Genomic DNA, 17,817 nt, shown 5'->3' on the forward strand with positions numbered 1-17,817 from the left:
GGTCAGGCGATGAGCAAGCAGGCGTCCCAGGCGGATTGGGGTGGTGTGGCGGTGCTGGGCGCGAGGACGGCCAGGGCGATACCGGCGGCGCCGTCGAGGAGACCGGGGCCTCGCGCCTCGTCCCGTATGAGCATCGCGGCGGCGCGCGCGGGGTCGGTTCCCGGCGGGTGAACTACGGCCAGCAGCGGGGGAATTGCGGCGCGGAGCCGTCCGACGGTCGAGGGGTGGGCGTCGTCGGCCGCGCGGGCGGCGATGTGGGCGAGGCCGGCGAACCCGTGGCACAGGCCGTTGTCCGTCGTGGCCTTCAGCTGGTCGGGATCGGTGAGGGCGGCCACGAGCGCGTTCTCCGCGTCGACCTGACGCCCGGTGTCGCCGAGGGCGAGCGCGGCGAGTTGCTGGGCGCGGGCGAGACCGGTGGTGCCGTAGCACCAGGACGGCCGCCGGGGTGCGGACGGAGCAAGTCGGCCTGTGCTCAGCTCACTTCGGATGATCCAGTACGGCCACGTCGTTCCTCGGCCGGTGTCCGCCCGCCAGCGGTCCAGCCAGCCCAGGATCCGTCTCAGTGCTTCGGCGTGGCCGCTGACGAGGGTGCCATGTCGGGCGGCGAGTGCCAGCAGTGCGAGCACGCCTCCGATGCCGTGTGCCGTGCCGTTGTTGGCGTGCCCGCCGGGGAAACGGCCGTCTGGGCGGCCTGAGGGTCCCGTGGCCGTCCACCAGCCCGGCATCAACTCGCCGTCGTAGGTGACCGGTTGGGTGAGGCGTGCGCAGTAGTCGAGTACGGCGCGGAGAACGGTGGTGTCTGGGTTGCGGCGCAGTAGGTAGGCGCCGTAACCGGTCAGGCCACGGATGGCGTCGAACTCGGCGATCGCCGGGAGGAGTTCGGCGTCGATACGGCGGTGTGCGGCGTCGAGGCGGAGGTTCACGTCGGTGACCATCTGGTGGTCGAGGGTGTCGAGGGCGCGCTGGTACGCACCGGGCAGGTGGCCGGCGGCGCAGGCCAGGGCGTGGGCGAAGGCAGGGGCGCCGTAGAAGGCATGGCTGTCGGGGCCGCTGGTGAATGGTTCGCGGGAGGCGGTGGCGAGCCAGTCGTGGGCGCGCTGCCAGGGGCCCAGTCCGGCTGCGGCCCGCTCGATGTGCAGGAGGGCGATGCCGGGAAGGCCGTAGGCAAGATGCTGCCTATGGGAGATCGCCGGCCCAAGGTGCGCCGTGTGAGGGTCTGCGAGCTGGTCGGCGACGGCTGCTGCCAGGTCGAGCGCGGTGTGGGTGGTCACGCTGTCCTCTCGGTGGCGCGTGCTGTCCAGGCCAGGGCTGCGGCGCGGGCGAGGTAGAGGCAGATCTCTTCCTCGGGGAAGTTCACGGCGATGTGCCGTACGAAGTGGACGTGCAGCAGGGACGTCAGGACGTCATCGACGGCGATGCCTTTGGTGTCCGGGCCGGGCAGGTGCGACCGGTAGGCGGCGAGTGCCGCGTCGCGGTCGGCCCACGCCGACATGATGGCTGCTCCTCCGAGGGCTGCGCGCAGGGCCGCCCAGTCGTCGCGAGGGTCGGCGAGACGTACGGCGTCGGTGAACTGCGGGCGGGGTACTGGCGCGGGAGCCTTGGGCTGGACGTGGTCGATCAACCAGCGCATCCCGGCTTGCGTGCTGCCGAGGAACGCGGAGGTGATGGCGACGGATTGCGCGGCCACCAGCGCGCGCTGGTGCGGACGCCGTGGCTGGGAGAGCTGGGCCAGGACCGCGCGTGAGTCTGCCCGGAAGACTTCCTCGGCAGCGTCCCATGCGGCGCCGGAGCCCCAACGGCCCATCTCTCTATAGGAGGTTGGGTAACGCAGGTCGGCCAGCAGGCCGGTACCGCGCAGGTCGTCGGCCCATGCGCTCACCGTCCGAGCCGTCTCGCCGAATGCCTCCCGAGTGGGGAGTGCGATGCGCAGGCGTAGGTGCTGATCGGGATCCCGGAAGCGGATGAACCACCATGGCGGGGCGCCGAGTTGTTCAAGAAGGTCGGGCAAGCAGAGGGAGAGCAGGGTGTCTTGGCGGCGGGGGTCTCCGTACAGGGCGGCCAGGAGCACTGACGAGGTGGCCGGTGTCTGGATCTGGGCCGGTGAGAGGGCACGGGCCCGGGTGGGAGCTGGCAAGGGTGGCCAGATCGGCGGCCGGGTCGCCTTGAGAGGCACCACGACCTCGTGGGTACGGCCATCGCACCAGCCAAATGAATCGGGTTCCGGGGCCTCGACGAGCACGGCCAGGTGGATACGGTCGAGATGCTCGCGCAGCAGCGTTCGGTGGCCGGCCCGGTCGAGATCCAGGAACAGCCGCCGGTCGTCCTCGACGAGGAAGACCCGCTGAGGGAGCCGCCGTCGGGCCCGCCAGTCGGTGAGCGCGGTGTCCCACTCGGCCCGGGGGCGTGTACGGCTGGGCAGTTCGGGTGCTTCCAGTCGCCAGCGGGCCGGGGACAGCACTGTGCGCCCGTACCGCAGACGCGGCAGAAACGGCATCGCTGCTGCGGCTCCCCAGTCGAACACGGTGACCTGCGCGCACTGGGCACGGGACAACTCGGTGAGGAACCGCGCCAAGGGCGGAGTGTGCGCGCGCAGGTTCAGCGCGTGCATCCCGACGGCCTCGATGCGCTGGCCGCGCTCGGGGGCGGCCAGGTACATACGGCGGCCGTCGCACGCCACGGCCAGGTCTTCGGGGGTGAGGACATCGTCGCCGGGAACACGGTGTTCTTGGAGGCTGATCACGGTGGGCAGGATCTGCGGGGCGCGGGTGACGTGGGCGCTCTCGGGGAGCAGCGGTGGGAAGGTGAGTTGTGCGGGCACGGTATTGCCGTCCGCGGCCGGGAGATCGGCAAGCTCTGCGGCCAGTGCCTGACGGTCGTCGGGGGCCAGCATGCTGAGGAACCGGCCGGTAGAGACGCCGACTCCGCGTGACACGCTCACGACCTCCAGCCGGAACCGCCCGCGCTGCAACTCCCGCAGGCTGGCCGCGTGCACCCGTACCCCGATCTCCAAGTGCGGTGGCAATCGCGGCTCTTCGGGCCCCACGTCCAGGGCCTCGATCAGCTCGCCGGTGAGTAGTACCTCGTCGCGGCCGTCGAGTGCGGCGGCCTGCGCGAGCAGTACGAGGGCGTCATCCCGTGCGGAGATGCGAGACCGGCGGGCGCTGGATGGAGTGCCCGGGTAGCCATCGGGATAGCCGGTGCCGCTGTCCGCCACGGCCTCCGCGAGCGGCACCATCGTGCCGATGCCGTACCGCTCGTAGAACCGCTGGTGGTACTCATTCCACGCGGCGGTCCCGTACGGGCGGGTGCTCACCCGGGTCAGAATGAGGGCGGCGCGCTCGACCTCTCGCGCTACGGCGTCCGGCAGAACGATGTGCGCGTCCATCCGCAGGTCGAGCGCGACGGGGTGACGACGCAGCCCGGGCACGAGTTCCCGCATTTGCGCCGTGACGCTGTCCCGGCCACTCCGCGTGGCGCACTCCTCCAAGCCCTCCCGAACAGAGAGCAGTTCGCGCACTGTCTCCGCGACTGGGGCGAGGGCTGCGGCGTCGATGGCGTCGAGCTGGTCAAGTAGATACCCGAGTACGTCGGTCTCGGTGCTCGGCGCGTGCAGACTCGTGATCAGTACCTGCCGCCGGATCAACTCCCCAAGCAAAGCACGTGACTTCGAGTTCTCGGCCTCCGGGAAATCCGCCCGGAGCTTGTCCAGGAGCACGCCGAAGCGGATCGGGGCTCGCGTCGCGGCAAGGACCGTACGCACAGGGTCGGTCAGGGCCATGGACGCCTCGACTGCGCGAGTCCGGTCGTCCTGGACATCGGGCTGGAACGGCACGATGAGCCGGTCTCCTCGGGTCGTCACGGTGTTGTTGACGACAACAGGCAGCCGTTCGAGCAGGTCCGGGCACGACTCCAACTGCTCGATCACCGCGTCCAGCCACTCCGCCCCGGCGCGGCCGACAGCCACGTGCTCTCCGCCCCAACTTGCGCGCGCTTGCGGACCGAATTGCGCGGTGGCCACGCCGGCGAACAAGCCGAAAGGTGTTGCCCGGTGCTCGGAGCGCAGCAGATAGCGGGCTACGGACAGTGCCGTACGCCGCACGTCGCGCGGAGACGGTTTCTCGGAGGCGCACACGCCTCGTACCTGCGCGGTCAGGACTGGGCTGGCGTGTTGCAGGGCTTCAACGACGTCGTCGTCGGACCAGACCGTGCGCAGCCACGAGACACAGGCGGCTGATCCGTTGGACGAGCGATCGTCGAGGTCAGGCAACGGCGGGCACAGCAGTGTCGGCCGGGCAACGGCTCGTACGAGAACGATGGTTCCGGTTCGGAACGCTGAAGGCGGAGCAGCCACCACTACCTCCTTGGGCGAGGGACGGACGGGCGGTGCCGTCACGCCGTGGAGCGCGACGGCACCGGACCGGAGAGGCCCGTAGCCTCGGGTCAGGCGACGTTGGTGGTGCAAGCGCCGCAGGTGGAGCCGCAGTTGTCGTCGGTCAGGTTGACCAGGCCCGCCGGGTCGGCGATTTCGACGAGGGAGACGTCGAGGTCGAACCCGTCCGTTGCCCCCGGGGTCTGGTGGCTCACCAGGGTGGTGCTCGGTACTACGGTGCTGCGCGTCATGCCAACTCCTGTGGATGGTTGTGGTGTTGCGGTGGTGCCCGTCTCCGGCTGCACGGCACGGAACCGCACGACCGGAGGCGGGAGTCTGGTCAGACGGCCGTCCGGCAATCGGGTGCGCAGACCCAGAGCCGGAATGGCAGGCCCAGATGGCGCACGTCACCCAGGACCCGGCCGCTCGCGCCCAAGTGCCGGGCACAGTGGGCGCACTCCATCGCCATCTGCTGGCGGGGCCGGAGACGGGCGATGTCCGGCAGAGGCTGGGTCAACGCGGCCGGGGTGCTCACTCGTCGCCCTCGATGAAGAGTTCGGCCCAGACCTCTTTGCCCCACGGGCGCTTGTCCGAGCCGTGCATGTCATAGCCCCAGCGGTCGGCGACGGTGTCGATGAGGAGCAGGCCACGCCCTGACTCGTCGTCGTCATCCGGCGGACCAAGAACCGGCAGGCGCGAAGGTGCCCGGTCCACCACCCCGACCCGTATCCGTTCCGCGCTCGGCCGCCCGACCAGCAGTCGGATCGAGCGGCACGAGGTGTGCCTGACGGCGTTCGCGATCAGTTCCGAGATGATCAGCGCGGCACGGTCGGCGAGGTCGTCGAGGTGCCATACGCCCAGGGCGTCACGAACGAGATTGCGGCCGATCTCGGCCGTGGACGGCTCGCACGGGAAGGTCTGGCTGTAGGCGGGGTGGCCGGTGGGGGCGGCCTGAACTGGCGTACTGATACTCGTCATTGGGCGTGGGGCCTTCGTGTTGTCTCGGCGCCCGGCTCGCCCCCTTGGCAGGTGTCAGGGGCGGCCCGGGCCGGTCAACAGCCGCCCGCACATGGGTGACGGGCAGCCAGCAACAACACAACTCCCCTGCCCGGCTTGTTGGTTAGGGCGATCAGGTGTCCTCCCGACCACGACGCCTAGGGCGATTTGACCTTCCGTTTACCTGGCGGGTGCGGGGATGTGAGAGCTACCGTGCGGACATGGACACCACGCGCAACACCGTCCTGGAGGCGTGGATGGCCGAACACGGCTACAGCTCCAACAGCCTTGCCGACACGGTGAACAGGGCTTTAGAGCGACTGACCGGGAGACCTGGCGGCCTGGACGGTTCGTCGGTCCGGGCCTGGAAGGCGGGCCGGGTCAAGTGGCCAAAGTCGGCTACCCGTAAGGCACTTGAGGACGTCAGCGGTCTGCCCGCCGTCGCTCTAGGGTTCGTGCCATGGGGCCGGGCTCGGCCCACCCCAGCCCCACCGCAGCAGGAGGACCCCGACATGAAGCGCCGTACCCTCGTCGGCGGCATCGCGGCGGCTGTCGCAGCAGCCGCGCCCGGCACCGCATCCCCGCGCCGTATCGGCATGAGCGACATCGACCGCCTCCAGAAGCGCTTCGCCGAACTCATCGTCAGCGACCACCGCCACGGCGGCCAACTCGGCATCGAGCACCAGGCCGCCGCACTCGCGGACGAAGCGCTCAACCTCCAGAACGCCGGTAGCGCCACCCAACGCGTACGCAGCAACCTCTACGCCTCCGCTGCCGCGTTCCGCTCCTCGGCGATGTGGGCCGCCATCGACGGCCGGCGCTACGACGACGCGAAGGCGCACATGCGCGAGGCCCAGGCCCTGGCCGAGATGTCCGGCGACCAGGCGATCAAGTTCCGCATCTGGAGCCACGCGGGCACCATGTACCGGCACATGGGCCGTCCCGCCGACGCGTTCGCCGCCAACGACGTCGCCCGCAACCTCCACCTCACCCGCCGCGACCCCCTGTTCGCATCCCTCGGCCTGGCCCGCCAGGGCGCCATCTACGGCGCAGCGCAGGACCCCACCGGCACCCGCCGAGCCTTCGAGCAGGCCCAGGACGCCATGCTGCGCGCCGACCCCGCCGACTACCGGCCGGTGTGGATGCTCGCCTTCTACGACCAAGCCGAACTGGACCACTTGGCCCTGTCCGCGTACCTGGCACTCGGCGATTACCCGACCGCCGAGTTCCACGCCCACCGCTGTCTGTCGGCCCTCCGGCCCCACATGGCCCGGTCCCGCGCCATCACCACGACCCGACTCGCACACGCCCAACTCGCCCAGGGCGCCCCTGAAGCCGCGACCGCCACCGCGATGAAGGTCCCCACCGACGCCGCCACCCAGCACGCCCGAGTAACGCGCATGCTCCAGGAGTTCGGCGCAGCACTGCGAGCCACCGCACCAGGCAGTACCACCGTGCAGACGTGGACCGAGCACGCCGCCACCTGGAGGATGGCCGCATGACCACGGCGCCCGCCATCGAACTGCGCACCTTCACCACCCTCGACACCGTCCGCGGCGACCTCCTCGACGTCTACGCCGAGGTGCGCGCCCAGCTGCTCCACCTGCCGAACTACGCGGTCACCGCGTTCGGTGAGCGCCTGGACCGACACGGCGCCGATCCGGGGTTCATGGCCGTCCTCGCGTACGCGAACGGCCATCCGGTCGGCTACGCCTACGGCAACACCATCGAGCACGGCGACCGGTACTGGCAGCGCACCAGCCCGGCGCCGGCGGACCAGTACACCGAGCGTCCGGCCGTGGCGCTGAAGGAGATCGGCGTCCGGCCGGCCTGGCGGAAGACCGGCACTGCCCGCCGGATCCATGACGCCTTCCTCACCGCACGCGAGGAGCCGTTCGTGACGCTCATGGTCAACTCGGCGGCCGGCGACGGAAAGGTCCACGCGCTTTACGAGTCGTGGGGGTACGAGGACATCGGGCAGAGCCAGCCTTCACCGGCATCGCCGCTCCTCACAGTGATGATCCGCGCGAGCCGCTGATCGGCACGTACCAGCGCGTCTTGTCGTGTGCTGTGACGTGGAAACTCGGCGGCACACGAAGCATTGAAGGTGTATCCCTGGGGGATGAGCACGCGCAGCCACGTATCCATCGAGGAACTCGACAGCAGAGTCCCCGCAGGTGAATGCCCGAACTGCAAGCTGAATGTGGCGTTCGATCACCAGAGCAGGCGAGAAGTGTGGCCCCTACTCATCGACAGGCCGGTCGGACCGGGGAGGAGTGGTGGTGACTTCAATGGCGGCGGTGTCGCTCCCCTCACGCCGCCCGCTGAACCGTATGTCTGGAGGGTGGTGGAACACGTTCTCTCGTGCCAGCGATGTCACAAGACGTCCGTGGTCCATCAGCACTGGGGACCAGCGCTGCCCCCAGCAGTTGACGATGAAGCCTTCTCTGCCGCGCTCAAGAGCAAAAAATCAAAGGTCCGGTTCGTGGTCTTGGTGCATCCGCGCCGCAGCGCAGACCTGTTGCACGAGGCAGCTCCCGACGCAGTACGGGATCTCTTCGGTGAGGGCACACGCTGCCAGGAAGCAGGAGCACTCCGAGCCGCAGCCGCGATGTACCGCGCCACAGTTGAGGAGATCTGCAAGGACCGGGGTGCTGCGGGAAGCAACCTCAAAGCGAAGATCGCCGACCTGGTCAACCGGGGCGTCTCGTCGGAGGTCGTACGGGATCTTGACGAGGCACGCACCCTCGGCAACTGGAGCCTTCATGACGGATTGACCTTTTCCCATGAGGAGGTCAGCGATGTTGCATCCCTCATCGAGGAGGCGGTCTTCCTCGTTTACGTACAGCCCGAACAACGTGCTGCACTGCGCGAGGCCCGTAAACAGCGTCGTGATCAGTTCCACGCCACCCCGTAGATCACTTCGGATGGCTGTCCGTTCGGAGCCTCTAACTAGCCGTTCGATGCTCCTTCGAAGCTACCGCTGAGTATGAGGGACTGAGCAGCTGCACTGAGGCTGACCGCACCTCGTAACCTGTGCTGCGAGCGACGAAAGGACACCAGCCGTGGCTCAGCGGACAACCGACGACCAGCCCAAAGCCCTACCGCCCGCCCTCGAATCCATGACCCTGTTGGTCGCCGCCGTCATCGTCCACGACAAGGTCACCAACCGGGTTGTGCTCCTTCAGCGGAGTCAGAACGCCAAGTTCGCCCAGGGCATGTGGGATCTCCCCGTCGGCAAGAGCGAAGTCGGCGAGCCCATCACGGCAACCGCTGTACGCGAGTTGTACGAGGAGACCGGCCTGACCGTGAGGCCGGAGGCCCTGACGGTCGCCCACGTCATCCATGGCGCCTGGGGTGTCGAAGCCCCCAAAGGCTTTCTTACGGTGGTCTTCGCCGCGCACGAATGGACCGGCGAACCGGAGAATCGCGAGCCGCGCAAACACGCCCGGGTCTGCTGGGTCGATGTCGACGCCATTCCCGAGGAGTTCGTGGACACCACCGCGAGCGCCCTCCACCGGTACCTCACCCATGGGCCCCAGGTGTCGCTGGACGGATGGGCATAGGGGACAGCTCGGCCCTCAACTGACGTGGAGCCAGGGCCCGTCCGGTCGGCGGGGAGCGGTACCGGACAGGCACTGGCGGCTTCGGGGACCGGGTCAGTCCCGGTGGAGCAGGGCCGTGGTGTCCGGGGGCAGCCGGCCGTCCTTGGTCAGGGGGCCGAAGGCCAGCAGCGCGGTGGTTGTGTCGGGGAGTGGGATCGGCTGGTCGGAGGGGTTGACCGCGCAGAGGATGCCGTTGCCGCGTTCGAAGAGGAGGGTGCCGGGCGGGGTGTCGAGCCAGTGGAAGTCCTCGCCGGTCAGGCCGGGGTTGGTGCGGCGCAGGCGTAGGGCGGAGCGGTAGAGCTGGAGCATGGAGGTGGCATCGGCCTGGTTGGCTTCGGCGGTGTAGGTCTTCCAGTCCGGGGGCTGGGGCAACCAGGGGGTGACGGTCGGGGAGGCGCTGAAGCCGAAGGGTGGGGTGTCGCCGGTCCAGGGGAGGAGGACTCGGCAACCGTCGCGGCCTCGGATGGTGTGGCCGGAGCGTTCCCAGGTACGAAGACATCGGCCAGAGTCGACCTTCACCGGCCTCGCCGGTCCTGACCGTGATGATCCGCGTTATCCGTTGATCGGCACCTTGCCGACGTCGAACTCCGCCAACCTCATGAAAAATGCCGCCGCGCAACTCAGCGCCCGTTCGACGACGCGATGTTCTGTAGCACCCACAGTGTTAGCACGGCGATGCGGCGCCGAGACCGAGCTTGAAGAACTCGCCATTGAGGAAATCACGACCGCCTCCGTGCCCGCGGTCTTCTTTTCGAGGTCGTCTACCTTGACGCTCTTGGCGGCCATCAGTGGTCCTTCGTGCTGAAACTGGCCTTCCATTGGTCGTCGCATCAAGTTAGATCTTGTATGCAAGCACTAGCTTTTTGACTACTTATGATCATATCTTGCTGTCGTGCGGCGTGTGCGGTACTGCTGTGGCTCGGGATCATCAGTTCGATGACCTCACAGCTTCCGTTCTTGTACAGCAGGAGAGGGGTCGGATTTCGACATGCCAACCACCGTTACCGCCGCGTTCAACACACTTGTTGGCAACCTGACGCGCTCGCCCGGGGAGACTTCCTCGATGGCTAGCCACCGCGAGAGCGTTGGCAAGAAACTGAAAAGCTCATTTGGGGTCAGCAACTTCTTCGGAACCGGCTCAAACAGCAACGGAACGAGCGTCCGTTATTGGAGCGACGTCGATTATTTTGCCTCCATCCCCGCGGCAGCTCAGCAGAAAGATTCGGCTTACATGCTGACCAAGGTTCGCGATGCACTCAAAGACCGATTCCCTAACACGACGATCCGAGTTTCCACTCCTGCCGTCGTGTGTGAATTTGGCACGGATGGCGCTGAGAAACTCGAAGTCGTCCCGGCGTACTATGTTGGCCGGGACAGCACCGACAGCTATAACATCTACAAAATTCCCCAACTCGACGGCGGCTGGGTTAAGTCCGGCCCGAGCGTACATAACCAGTACGTCACCGACGTAAATACCGCGCATAACGGAAAAGCCAAACAGCTCATCCGGCTCATTAAGGCCATCAAGTACTACAACAATATCCCTGTTACCTCGTTCTACTTGGAGTTGCGAGTCGCCAAGTGGGCTTCCGGGGAAACCTACATCGACTACAAGTGCGACGTTCGAGACGTACTAAAGCAGCTTGTCGATTGCGAGTTGTCTCAGATGGTCGACCCTAAAGGCATCTCTGGCTATGTGCAGGCAGCGCACACTGAAAACTATCGCCAGGATGCCCTATCCAAGTTCACCACCGCTCTGGGGCGAGCTCGCAAGGCGATGGCCGCCGAGAGCGACGGCGACATCAAGGAGGCGTTCGAGTGGTGGGACAAGGTGTTCAACGGGAGGTTCCCCGCGTATGGATAATCGGCAGCGCGATCAGATGTCCAACGAGGCCAAGCGCATAGAAGAGTCCGCTATGTGGAGCGGCCAGGGGCAATTCGAGCAGGCCAAGATTTGGCGAGGTACGAATCTAAGCTTGGGTACTCCCGCCACCGCCCTGGCTGCTATCGCGGGGGCCGCCACCCTGGCTTCCACTGCGGGCCGTTACTGGGCAGCTGTAGCCGCCTTGTCAGCAGCAGCACTTAGCGCTGTGATGACCTCACTAGGGCTTTCTCGCCACATCGAGCAAGCCCAGACTGCGGCCAACGCCTACCTGGCCCTCCAGCAAGATGCTCGTGTGTTTTATGACATTGACCTGGCAACCATGGAATATGACGAGGCGCGAGCCGCACTGGGCGAAATAATTGCACGGCAGCAAGAGGTCAATAAGTCGGCACCCATCCCCACGAAGCGTGCGTATAGACGTGCTCGCAAAAACATTGAGGGCGGGGGTCAAGATTATAACGTGGATGAGAATGAACCGACGCCGCACTAAAGGATCACTTTATGCCCTCAAGAGAAACCCCCTCACCCGGCTCGTCACTCACCCTGCTAACTCTTCCCTTCTCCTTCACTCAGCAGGATCGCCTCCTGGCCTCTGATGATCTGATTAAGGAGGCTAAAGTTCGAGGCTCCAGCGTCGACTTGACTCTCCTCCAGGAGCTACACAACAGGCGGCTGCTCTTTCCGCTCTTCCGTGTGAGCGATACCCCTTCGGACGGTCGGCGGATCAACGTCCCCGCTGAGATTCTTGCAATTAATGTAAGAGGCTGGGTACTTCAGGCAGCTCTGGAGGGGCGAGCGCGAGACTCGCGCGAAGAGGGCTACTCTGCAAACTGGCCGTACAGGCGGCCGGCCGACCAGGACCCACGCGGATGGTGGAATGGTTTCGCATATTCATACTGGCAACTGCTGGACCTCGCAGATGCGCTGAACGAGATTAATTTCATTAAGCTTGGTTTCCTGCATGACTATCGCGCTAACGTATTGCGTAGGCGAGCACGTACACAGGCTCTAGTAGCGCTGTCACCCCGGTACTTGCCGGGCATCCTCGGGACCGTCAACATCCCGCCCGGCACTTCCGAAGACGACCTGTGGCGGTTTCGATCATCCTCTGACGTTTCTGGGCTACTTAAGATCGCAGGCTTCCCTGAAGCCGGCCTGCTGAAGGAAGCGGAACGGCTTCTAACCGTGGCGCGCATGAAAGACCCGATGAAGTCGTGGCTTCCGTTGCTGCGACATGCGGGCTACAAGGGGGGATGGTCTGAGCTCAGAGGCGCACCGCTCGACTTTATGTGGTATCGGATCGCTGCCGAGATCCTTCTGCGAGCCCATGAGGATCTAGCAGCAGCGGGTCAACTTGAGCCATTGCCCGATATTTCAGGGTGGAATTCTTGGACGGCTTTGCATGATCGCCTGACTCCTCGACAGGATAACGCTGATTCCCTTGAGCGAGCACTTGGCTCTTTTGGCCTATCCCCTCACCCGCGAGTCCTTCTATTGGTTGAAGGGGAAACCGAACTCCATCAGCTATCCCGACTCCTCGCAGAGTTTGGCCTAACTCAGCCACATCATGTACGCGTTCAACGCGCCAAGGGATCTAAGGTGAATCCCCAGCTCATCGCGCGTTACAACATCGCACCCCGCATCGGTAGGCGCATAAACGATCGTTGGCTGCTGGATGCCACCCCCACTGTTCTCGTAATTGCAATGGATGCCGAGAATAAATGGGAAACGGCCGAGAAGCGCACTGCCGAGAGAAGTGCCCTTCAGGGGGCGATCCGTGAAGAGGTTCAGTGGCAAGGCGCGGACATCGGCCAAGATGAGCTGGACTTTCTGGTCCGTATCCACGTCTGGGGCGCAGACAAGTACGAGCTTGCCAACTTCTCCGACGACGAGTTGATCTCTCAGATCAGAATCATTGCCGAGCGCAAGCACGGCACACTTCCTGAGACTTGGAATCAGGATATAAGGAGCCACCTCCAGGAGGCTCGAAAAGACCATCTTGACATCAAGGTTCCTTTGGGCAGGATGCGACTTGGCGACCCGAAGGTTGAGCTCGCTGAACTGCTGTGGCCTGTCCTTCTAGCGAAGTGCGAGCAAGAGTTGACCGAAGGCGCAATCATCACGCCGGTACTGAAAATCGTTCAGGAGGTGCGAGAGCTCGTAGCACGACTATCAGGCGGTGGTTATTCCCTGCCGGTCCCGAATGGCTGGCGGGACAATCATTCTTAGTCGGCAAGGCGAGGTTCCGGACGTGGATGACGTTGAGTGCAGCACTCGGTTGCGTGGGGCATGACGACGTCGCAGTGGATGCAGGTCCATTGTTGTGCCGGAGTAGCCAGGGCCGCGTCAAGCACAGCAGTGTCGGCAGGCGAGGCGTTCCGCAGGAAGCGGGCCGCATGTTTTCTAACGAGCAGGTCGGGGTCAGCCAGGAGATCCTGAGCATCACGATGGCGCTGTGCATCGGCAAGAGCCCGAGCGCGGATTCGAGCTGCTCCTGCTCTGACGGCGGGATCTTGAACCGGCAACGTGAGGTTGGGCCAGCGGCAGGAAAGGAAAGTCGCTGTGTTCAGGCGGACCCCTGGCTCCAACGCGAGCAGTATTGCAAGCAGCTGCTGGCCAAAGCTCACCTCAAGATTGACGGCATTTGCCGCAAGACGCAAAGCGAGTTGGACGAGCCAGGCATTACCCCCCGTAAGTGCTTCGATGACAATGTCGACGTCAAGTGTGTCGAGGACCAGCGCGTTCTGAGGAGTTCGGGTACTGGAGAGGTACAACAAACCCCAGTCGGGGTGTTTTGGGTGCTCATTTCGCAAGCTGCGCAACTGCGTACACACAACAGCGGCGTTCTGACCGCTCGCTTGCAACACGGTGCGGCAAATTGTTTCCGTCAAACTCGGCTGTTGCTGAACAGCGTAGGACGGAGTCATTGCTGCCTGTTCCTCCATGCCAAGAATTTCGATGAAGGCTGCCGCAGCGTCCAAGTGCCAAGCTTCTGCCGGGCTGAGGTCGGCAAGCGTGTTATCGAATTCTGCGAAGAGCTCGAAGGGCGCCACAATCAATTTAAATGTATCCGCCAACGAGCGGATAAGATTTGGCGACCTTCTCCGTGCTGCGAGTGCGTCGCAGAGATCCTGACGACCCAACTGTGGAAGCTCAATCGCTAGCCACTCAGCGGTGTTGACACTGATGTGACGGGTAGCGTCGACGAAGACGGACGTAATGTCCGGCCGTAGTGGCAAAAGGTGAACGACAGCAGCACGAACCAGTTCGTCAAGGCCAGCGGGTGTTTTGGGTGGGCCTTCCTGCTCGGCACCGGCAGCCAGGAGTGCCTGCTCCAGCGTCTCCAGTTCGCTGTTGGTGAGAGCAGTGGCTCTTTGACTGGCTTGCCTCACCGCGCACAGCGCGATGATGACAGCCTGTTGTCTAGCACCCATTCCTCCTGCAGCAGTGATTAGTTGCTCCGTTTGTGCTGCATCAAGGTCGTCCGCTGCAAGACGGGCGGCAAGTTCGGCGCGGGGCGAGCGTCCCCGGCTGAAATTGAAAGCTCCAGGCGAAGGATCTGGGTAGTGGTCTGGGACAGCGTCTAGGCGGGCCAATTGGGCCTGCCGGTAGCCGTACAACACTGTCTCTTCGAAGACGGCTCCATCGACGACCGCGTCGTGAACCAAGTCGAGAATCGGTCCGCTGTCGTTCAATGCTCGGGTGATAAGAGCGCGGGCGGCGGTCGGAGACAGGCTCGCGGCGAGCCGTCCGCTCTCTCTGCGTTCAGGGTTGGCCAGGACGTCATCCATCCATGACGAGATGGACCGGGGGTCTCTCAAAGCCCATCGGGCTTCGCCGATTTCGGCGAAGAGGCGTGTGCGGGCGGTGAGAATCCCTTGTGGTGCGTCGCTGATGAAGACGCCGGCCGTTGCGTCCCAGTACTCCAGAATATGACGCGCTGCGGCTACCGCCGTGCCCGCTGGCTTTCCCCAGTGGTGTTGGAGGCGGGTGCTGATGGCGTCGCGTGCCTCCTGCCATGTCGCACTGCCGGCCGCAGCAACGAGGTGGGCGATGTCGTTGAAGCAATCCAGTAGGACGTCAGGTGTCTGCGCCGAGTCTGTGTCTGGCATAGCTGGGAGGGGGCGGCGCATCTCCCAGCGGTGGACACTGCTGTCGATCACCTCAGTAAGCAGTACGGCCCTGCTCGTGGGTGTGGCTGCTGCGCGTTGCGCGATGAGGAGCACCATCAGCGTGGCGAGCAAGGGCACTTGCCAGAGCGCGGGCTCGGAGACGCGTGATTGCTTGATGCGCCGTGTGCGGTCCGCGATCCACACGTCCGTGTCCTCGCCACGGGCAAACCGGTCGGCCACTGAATACAACAGCTGCTCGAGGGTCTTACTGAGGTGCATGGGGTCTTGCAGTTCGTAGACGGGCAAGTGGAGCAGCCGGGCCGCCTGAGCCGAGGAGTGTCGAGATGTGACCACCACGTCGAGTTCAGGGGGCAGACGTTCCAGTAGGTCGGCCAGGGCTTCCACTACTGCATCACGCCGGTCGAGCACCTCATCGACCGCGTCCAGCAGGAGCAGGGCTTGACCGCGCTCAACGTACTCGAGCACCGCTGCCTGTTGCACCGGTTGGGCAGCGCCCACAGCTACTCGCACCAGATCGGTCGCTTCGATACGATAGGGGCCCGTCACGGGCAGCAGGGGCAGCAGGTCACGTAGGCGTAGCCACACGGGGAGCGGAGCTGGGTCGGTTGCGGCCCAGCGAGCTGCGACGAGACGTGAGGCAACCGTCTTACCGGACCCGGGTCGGCCGACCAAGAGCAGCCGACCTTGCCGCCGCACGATGTCGACCAGTTGGTCACGTCTGTCGTCCGCCGCTTCTGCAACCGCTCTTAGGTCGTCCGTCGCCCCGGCAACAGTCATCGACGTCAGTCCCAGACCGAGGTCAGCGAGCGGGAGGATGTCTTGTTCAGATGCCCACTTCTGCCGGTATCCGATGACGGCCTGGCGGTGGGCTTCCAGGCGCGCGACGGGAACACCTGCGGCATCGGATACCAGGGGCAAGCGCGCGCTCGTCAGCCAACTGAACCATGTCTGGAGGTCGGAAGAGGCGCGCTGTTCAGCTTGGGTGCGGGCTGCGGCTCGCAGCGCCCGGAAGGCAGCCCGACCATGGCCGGCAGGAACAACCGCCGCGTTCAGGCAAGCAGCCCCCAGGGCTTCGTCCGGCCCATCGTCACGGGCGTCGAGAACGCGGATCTTCGCGGCATCCAGCAGCCGCGAAGTTGCCGAGCCACCAAGGCCACGATCGGCAGCAAGCCGTTCCAGCCGGTCGAGTTGCCGCGTGGCAGGAGCGGTGAGCGACGCTCCAGAGCGACGAGTGGTTAGCGCGTCGCCCAGGCGTCCGATCGTGGAAGGTGCGTTGGCAACAATGAAAAGCAGTTCGTCTCCGGGGCGGCATTCTCCGGAGGTGATGGCCCTGCACCATTGATCGACGGTGGCCTTGAACGCCTTGTCGGTTCCTGACAGCTTTGCCTGAATGAACGCACGTGCGCCGTCACCGAGATCGAGTACGACGTCGTCGACGTGAAGATCCGCTTCCATGCGGAGCATCGCCGGCGCAGAGGGGGACTCCAGCCAGGGAACCGCCTCTCCCAGCAGGCCGTATGTGACAAGCAATGCCGCAATACCGGCCCGGTGGGTGGCACCCGCCTCGTTCTTCGCGCCGCCCAGTGCGCCCAGCTTCGCCGTCTGCATTCATCACACTCCATAGCAGCCCGGGAGCCCCGTTCGGGACTGTACGCATGGCCCCCTGCTGATCAGGTTTGCGATGCTATGCCCAAGGGGCCACCTACGCCCTCCCCCAGAGCATTCTGAACGCCCGTCGTCCTGACCTAACTGAGATCCTGACTCGAACGCATTCCCTCAGAGGTCGTTCCGTCCGACGGATAGGAGAGTCTTTGCACTCGCAGCACTCTTGTAGGTACAGATGCGACTGCAGGAAATGGGTGGAGAGCTGTGCGCGATGTGAGGCAGCAGGAGCGAACGCTCTGGTCAGCGGCATCTTCTGCGTGAGCGATGCGTGAGCGGACGGTGCGGCACAACCCGCCGCGCTGCGGATGGGCACTCACGGCGCACATGCTCTGACCCGGTGGTTCCGGACACCGAACCAGCGTCCGGAACCACTCACCAAGCTTTGGCCAGGACTTTTAATCCATTGGTTGTGGGTTCGAGTCCCACAGGGTCTACGCAATCGGCCCCAGCTCAGAGGCACTTCGAGCTGGGGCCGCAGCCATTTTCGGGGCCTCGGTGATCGTTAGCTCAGCCGACGCTCAACCGAAGTGCAGGCGATCATGTGTTCTCAGTCGTAGTCGCCGGAGCTGTCCCGCAATCGGTGCGCCTCATCGACGAGCGCCTGGGCTTCCGCCAGCTTGTCGGCGAAGTTCACCGAGATCTTGCAGTGCTCGCGCTTCTGGTACTGCACGTTGACCAAGAGGCCAGAGGATTGAGCCAGCCGGATCATCCGGTTCGCGTCGGCCTCGCTGATCTCCGTCATGTCGAGGGTGACGCCGCACTGGATGTCTTCTCGCAATTCCATGGTGGCTCCGTTCTCGACCCCCGCCGTCAGTTTGCACTCGCCGCCCTTCACCTGCACATGGAGCGGCCCCGGTCGGCAACGGGGAATGCCGGCCGGGGCCCGGTCCCGCCCGCCCCACTCAGCACGGGGTACCGGGGCGGACGGGAGTCTGCGGACTCGGTCGTTCTCGCGCAGGGCGCGGGAGATCATGACCCGGGCCAGGACACGGACCAGCGAGGTGTCCGGCTGGATCAGGTCGGCGTGTTCATGGTGCGCCCACACGTCCCGCCCGGGCCCGCTCATGGATTCCTGGTGCCAGATGAGGACGGCGTCGTCCGGGTCGGCGATCGGCTCGTCGCAGTCGCGGCAGATGTGAGGGCGCGCCGTCATGTTGTGGCCCC

Annotated in this window: 15 protein-coding genes and 1 pseudogene; 8 read left to right on the top strand and 8 right to left on the bottom strand. The window is 65.2% G+C overall.

The annotated features are described in order from the left end of the window. Positions 1-2 precede the first annotated feature (2 nt). The 4 genes from OG407_RS27565 to OG407_RS27580 all read right to left on the bottom strand — a co-directional run bounded on the left by OG407_RS27565 (position 3) and on the right by OG407_RS27580 (position 5,347). Entirely contained in the window at positions 3-1,271 is a 1,269-nt protein-coding gene (locus OG407_RS27565) for a lanthionine synthetase C family protein (protein WP_405862070.1), read from the bottom strand. Continuing rightward, positions 1,268-4,213: a lantibiotic dehydratase gene (locus tag OG407_RS27570; protein WP_405868632.1), complete on the bottom strand. Its 2,946-nt coding sequence runs from the start codon at positions 4,211-4,213 to the stop codon at positions 1,268-1,270. The genes OG407_RS27565 and OG407_RS27570 overlap by 4 nt, the downstream gene beginning before the upstream one ends. A 227-nt stretch (positions 4,214-4,440) precedes the next feature. After that, the gene (locus OG407_RS27575) at positions 4,441-4,620 is read right to left on the bottom strand and encodes an FxLD family lanthipeptide (protein WP_405862072.1); all 180 of its coding nucleotides are present in this window, start codon (positions 4,618-4,620) and stop codon (positions 4,441-4,443) included. Positions 4,621-4,900: 280 nt separating this feature from the next. Further along, positions 4,901-5,347 (bottom strand): ATP-binding protein, encoded by a 447-nt coding sequence (locus tag OG407_RS27580; RefSeq protein WP_405862074.1) that lies wholly within the window; start codon positions 5,345-5,347, stop codon positions 4,901-4,903. Between the two features lie 239 nt (positions 5,348-5,586). Between OG407_RS27580 and OG407_RS27585 the strand changes: the two genes are divergently transcribed. The 4 genes from OG407_RS27585 (at position 5,587) to OG407_RS27600 (ending at position 8,931) form a co-directional block, all read left to right on the top strand. Continuing rightward, complete coding sequence (locus OG407_RS27585) at positions 5,587-6,867, top strand: XRE family transcriptional regulator (protein WP_405862076.1); 1,281 nt, start codon at positions 5,587-5,589, stop codon at positions 6,865-6,867. Beyond that, the gene (locus tag OG407_RS27590; RefSeq protein WP_405862078.1) at positions 6,864-7,403 is read left to right on the top strand and encodes a GNAT family N-acetyltransferase; all 540 of its coding nucleotides are present in this window, start codon (positions 6,864-6,866) and stop codon (positions 7,401-7,403) included. The genes OG407_RS27585 and OG407_RS27590 overlap by 4 nt, the downstream gene beginning before the upstream one ends. 84 nt (positions 7,404-7,487) lie before the next feature. Beyond that, entirely contained in the window at positions 7,488-8,282 is a 795-nt protein-coding gene (locus tag OG407_RS27595) for a DUF4145 domain-containing protein (protein WP_405862080.1), read from the top strand. A 148-nt stretch (positions 8,283-8,430) separates the two neighbouring features. Further along, entirely contained in the window at positions 8,431-8,931 is a 501-nt protein-coding gene (locus OG407_RS27600) for an NUDIX domain-containing protein (RefSeq protein WP_405862082.1), read from the top strand. A gap of 93 nt (positions 8,932-9,024) precedes the next feature. On the opposite strand, the gene OG407_RS27605 is transcribed toward OG407_RS27600, so the two are convergent. After that, positions 9,025-9,279 (bottom strand): DUF3459 domain-containing protein, encoded by a 255-nt coding sequence (locus OG407_RS27605; RefSeq protein WP_405868634.1) that lies wholly within the window; start codon positions 9,277-9,279, stop codon positions 9,025-9,027. A gap of 179 nt (positions 9,280-9,458) precedes the next feature. Here OG407_RS27605 and OG407_RS27610 point away from each other — a divergent pair. Next, positions 9,459-9,533: pseudogene (locus OG407_RS27610) on the top strand (GNAT family N-acetyltransferase); the annotation flags it as partial. Here the strand turns inward: OG407_RS27610 and OG407_RS27615 are convergent. Next, positions 9,523-9,756 carry a hypothetical protein gene (locus OG407_RS27615; protein ID WP_405862084.1) on the bottom strand — a complete coding sequence of 78 codons (234 nt, stop codon included), beginning with the start codon at positions 9,754-9,756 and terminating at the stop codon, positions 9,523-9,525. The pseudogene OG407_RS27610 and the gene OG407_RS27615 sit on opposite strands and share 11 nt — an antisense overlap. Before the next feature lie 202 nt (positions 9,757-9,958). On the opposite strand from OG407_RS27615, the gene OG407_RS27620 reads away from it, so the two are divergent. Genes OG407_RS27620 through OG407_RS27630 form a run of 3 tightly spaced genes read left to right on the top strand, consistent with a single transcriptional unit; the run spans position 9,959 to position 13,084 of the window. After that, positions 9,959-10,834: an SMODS domain-containing nucleotidyltransferase gene (locus OG407_RS27620; RefSeq protein ID WP_405862086.1), complete on the top strand. Its 876-nt coding sequence runs from the start codon at positions 9,959-9,961 to the stop codon at positions 10,832-10,834. Next, entirely contained in the window at positions 10,827-11,345 is a 519-nt protein-coding gene (locus OG407_RS27625) for an SLATT domain-containing protein (RefSeq protein WP_405862087.1), read from the top strand. The genes OG407_RS27620 and OG407_RS27625 overlap by 8 nt, the downstream gene beginning before the upstream one ends. An 11-nt stretch (positions 11,346-11,356) precedes the next feature. Beyond that, a complete protein-coding gene (locus OG407_RS27630) occupies positions 11,357-13,084 on the top strand; it encodes a hypothetical protein (protein WP_405862089.1) in 1,728 nt (575 codons plus the stop codon). Here OG407_RS27630 and OG407_RS27635 read toward each other — a convergent pair. Beyond that, positions 13,081-16,596 (bottom strand): NACHT domain-containing protein, encoded by a 3,516-nt coding sequence (locus tag OG407_RS27635; RefSeq protein WP_405862091.1) that lies wholly within the window; start codon positions 16,594-16,596, stop codon positions 13,081-13,083. The two genes, OG407_RS27630 and OG407_RS27635, sit on opposite strands and share 4 nt — an antisense overlap. 604 nt (positions 16,597-17,200) lie before the next feature. After that, positions 17,201-17,806 carry a hypothetical protein gene (locus OG407_RS27640; RefSeq protein WP_405862093.1) on the bottom strand — a complete coding sequence of 202 codons (606 nt, stop codon included), beginning with the start codon at positions 17,804-17,806 and terminating at the stop codon, positions 17,201-17,203. Positions 17,807-17,817: the final 11 nt, after the last annotated feature.

The organism is Streptomyces sp. NBC_01515 (genome assembly GCF_045040345.1).
Lineage (GTDB): Bacteria > Actinomycetota > Actinomycetes > Streptomycetales > Streptomycetaceae > Streptomyces.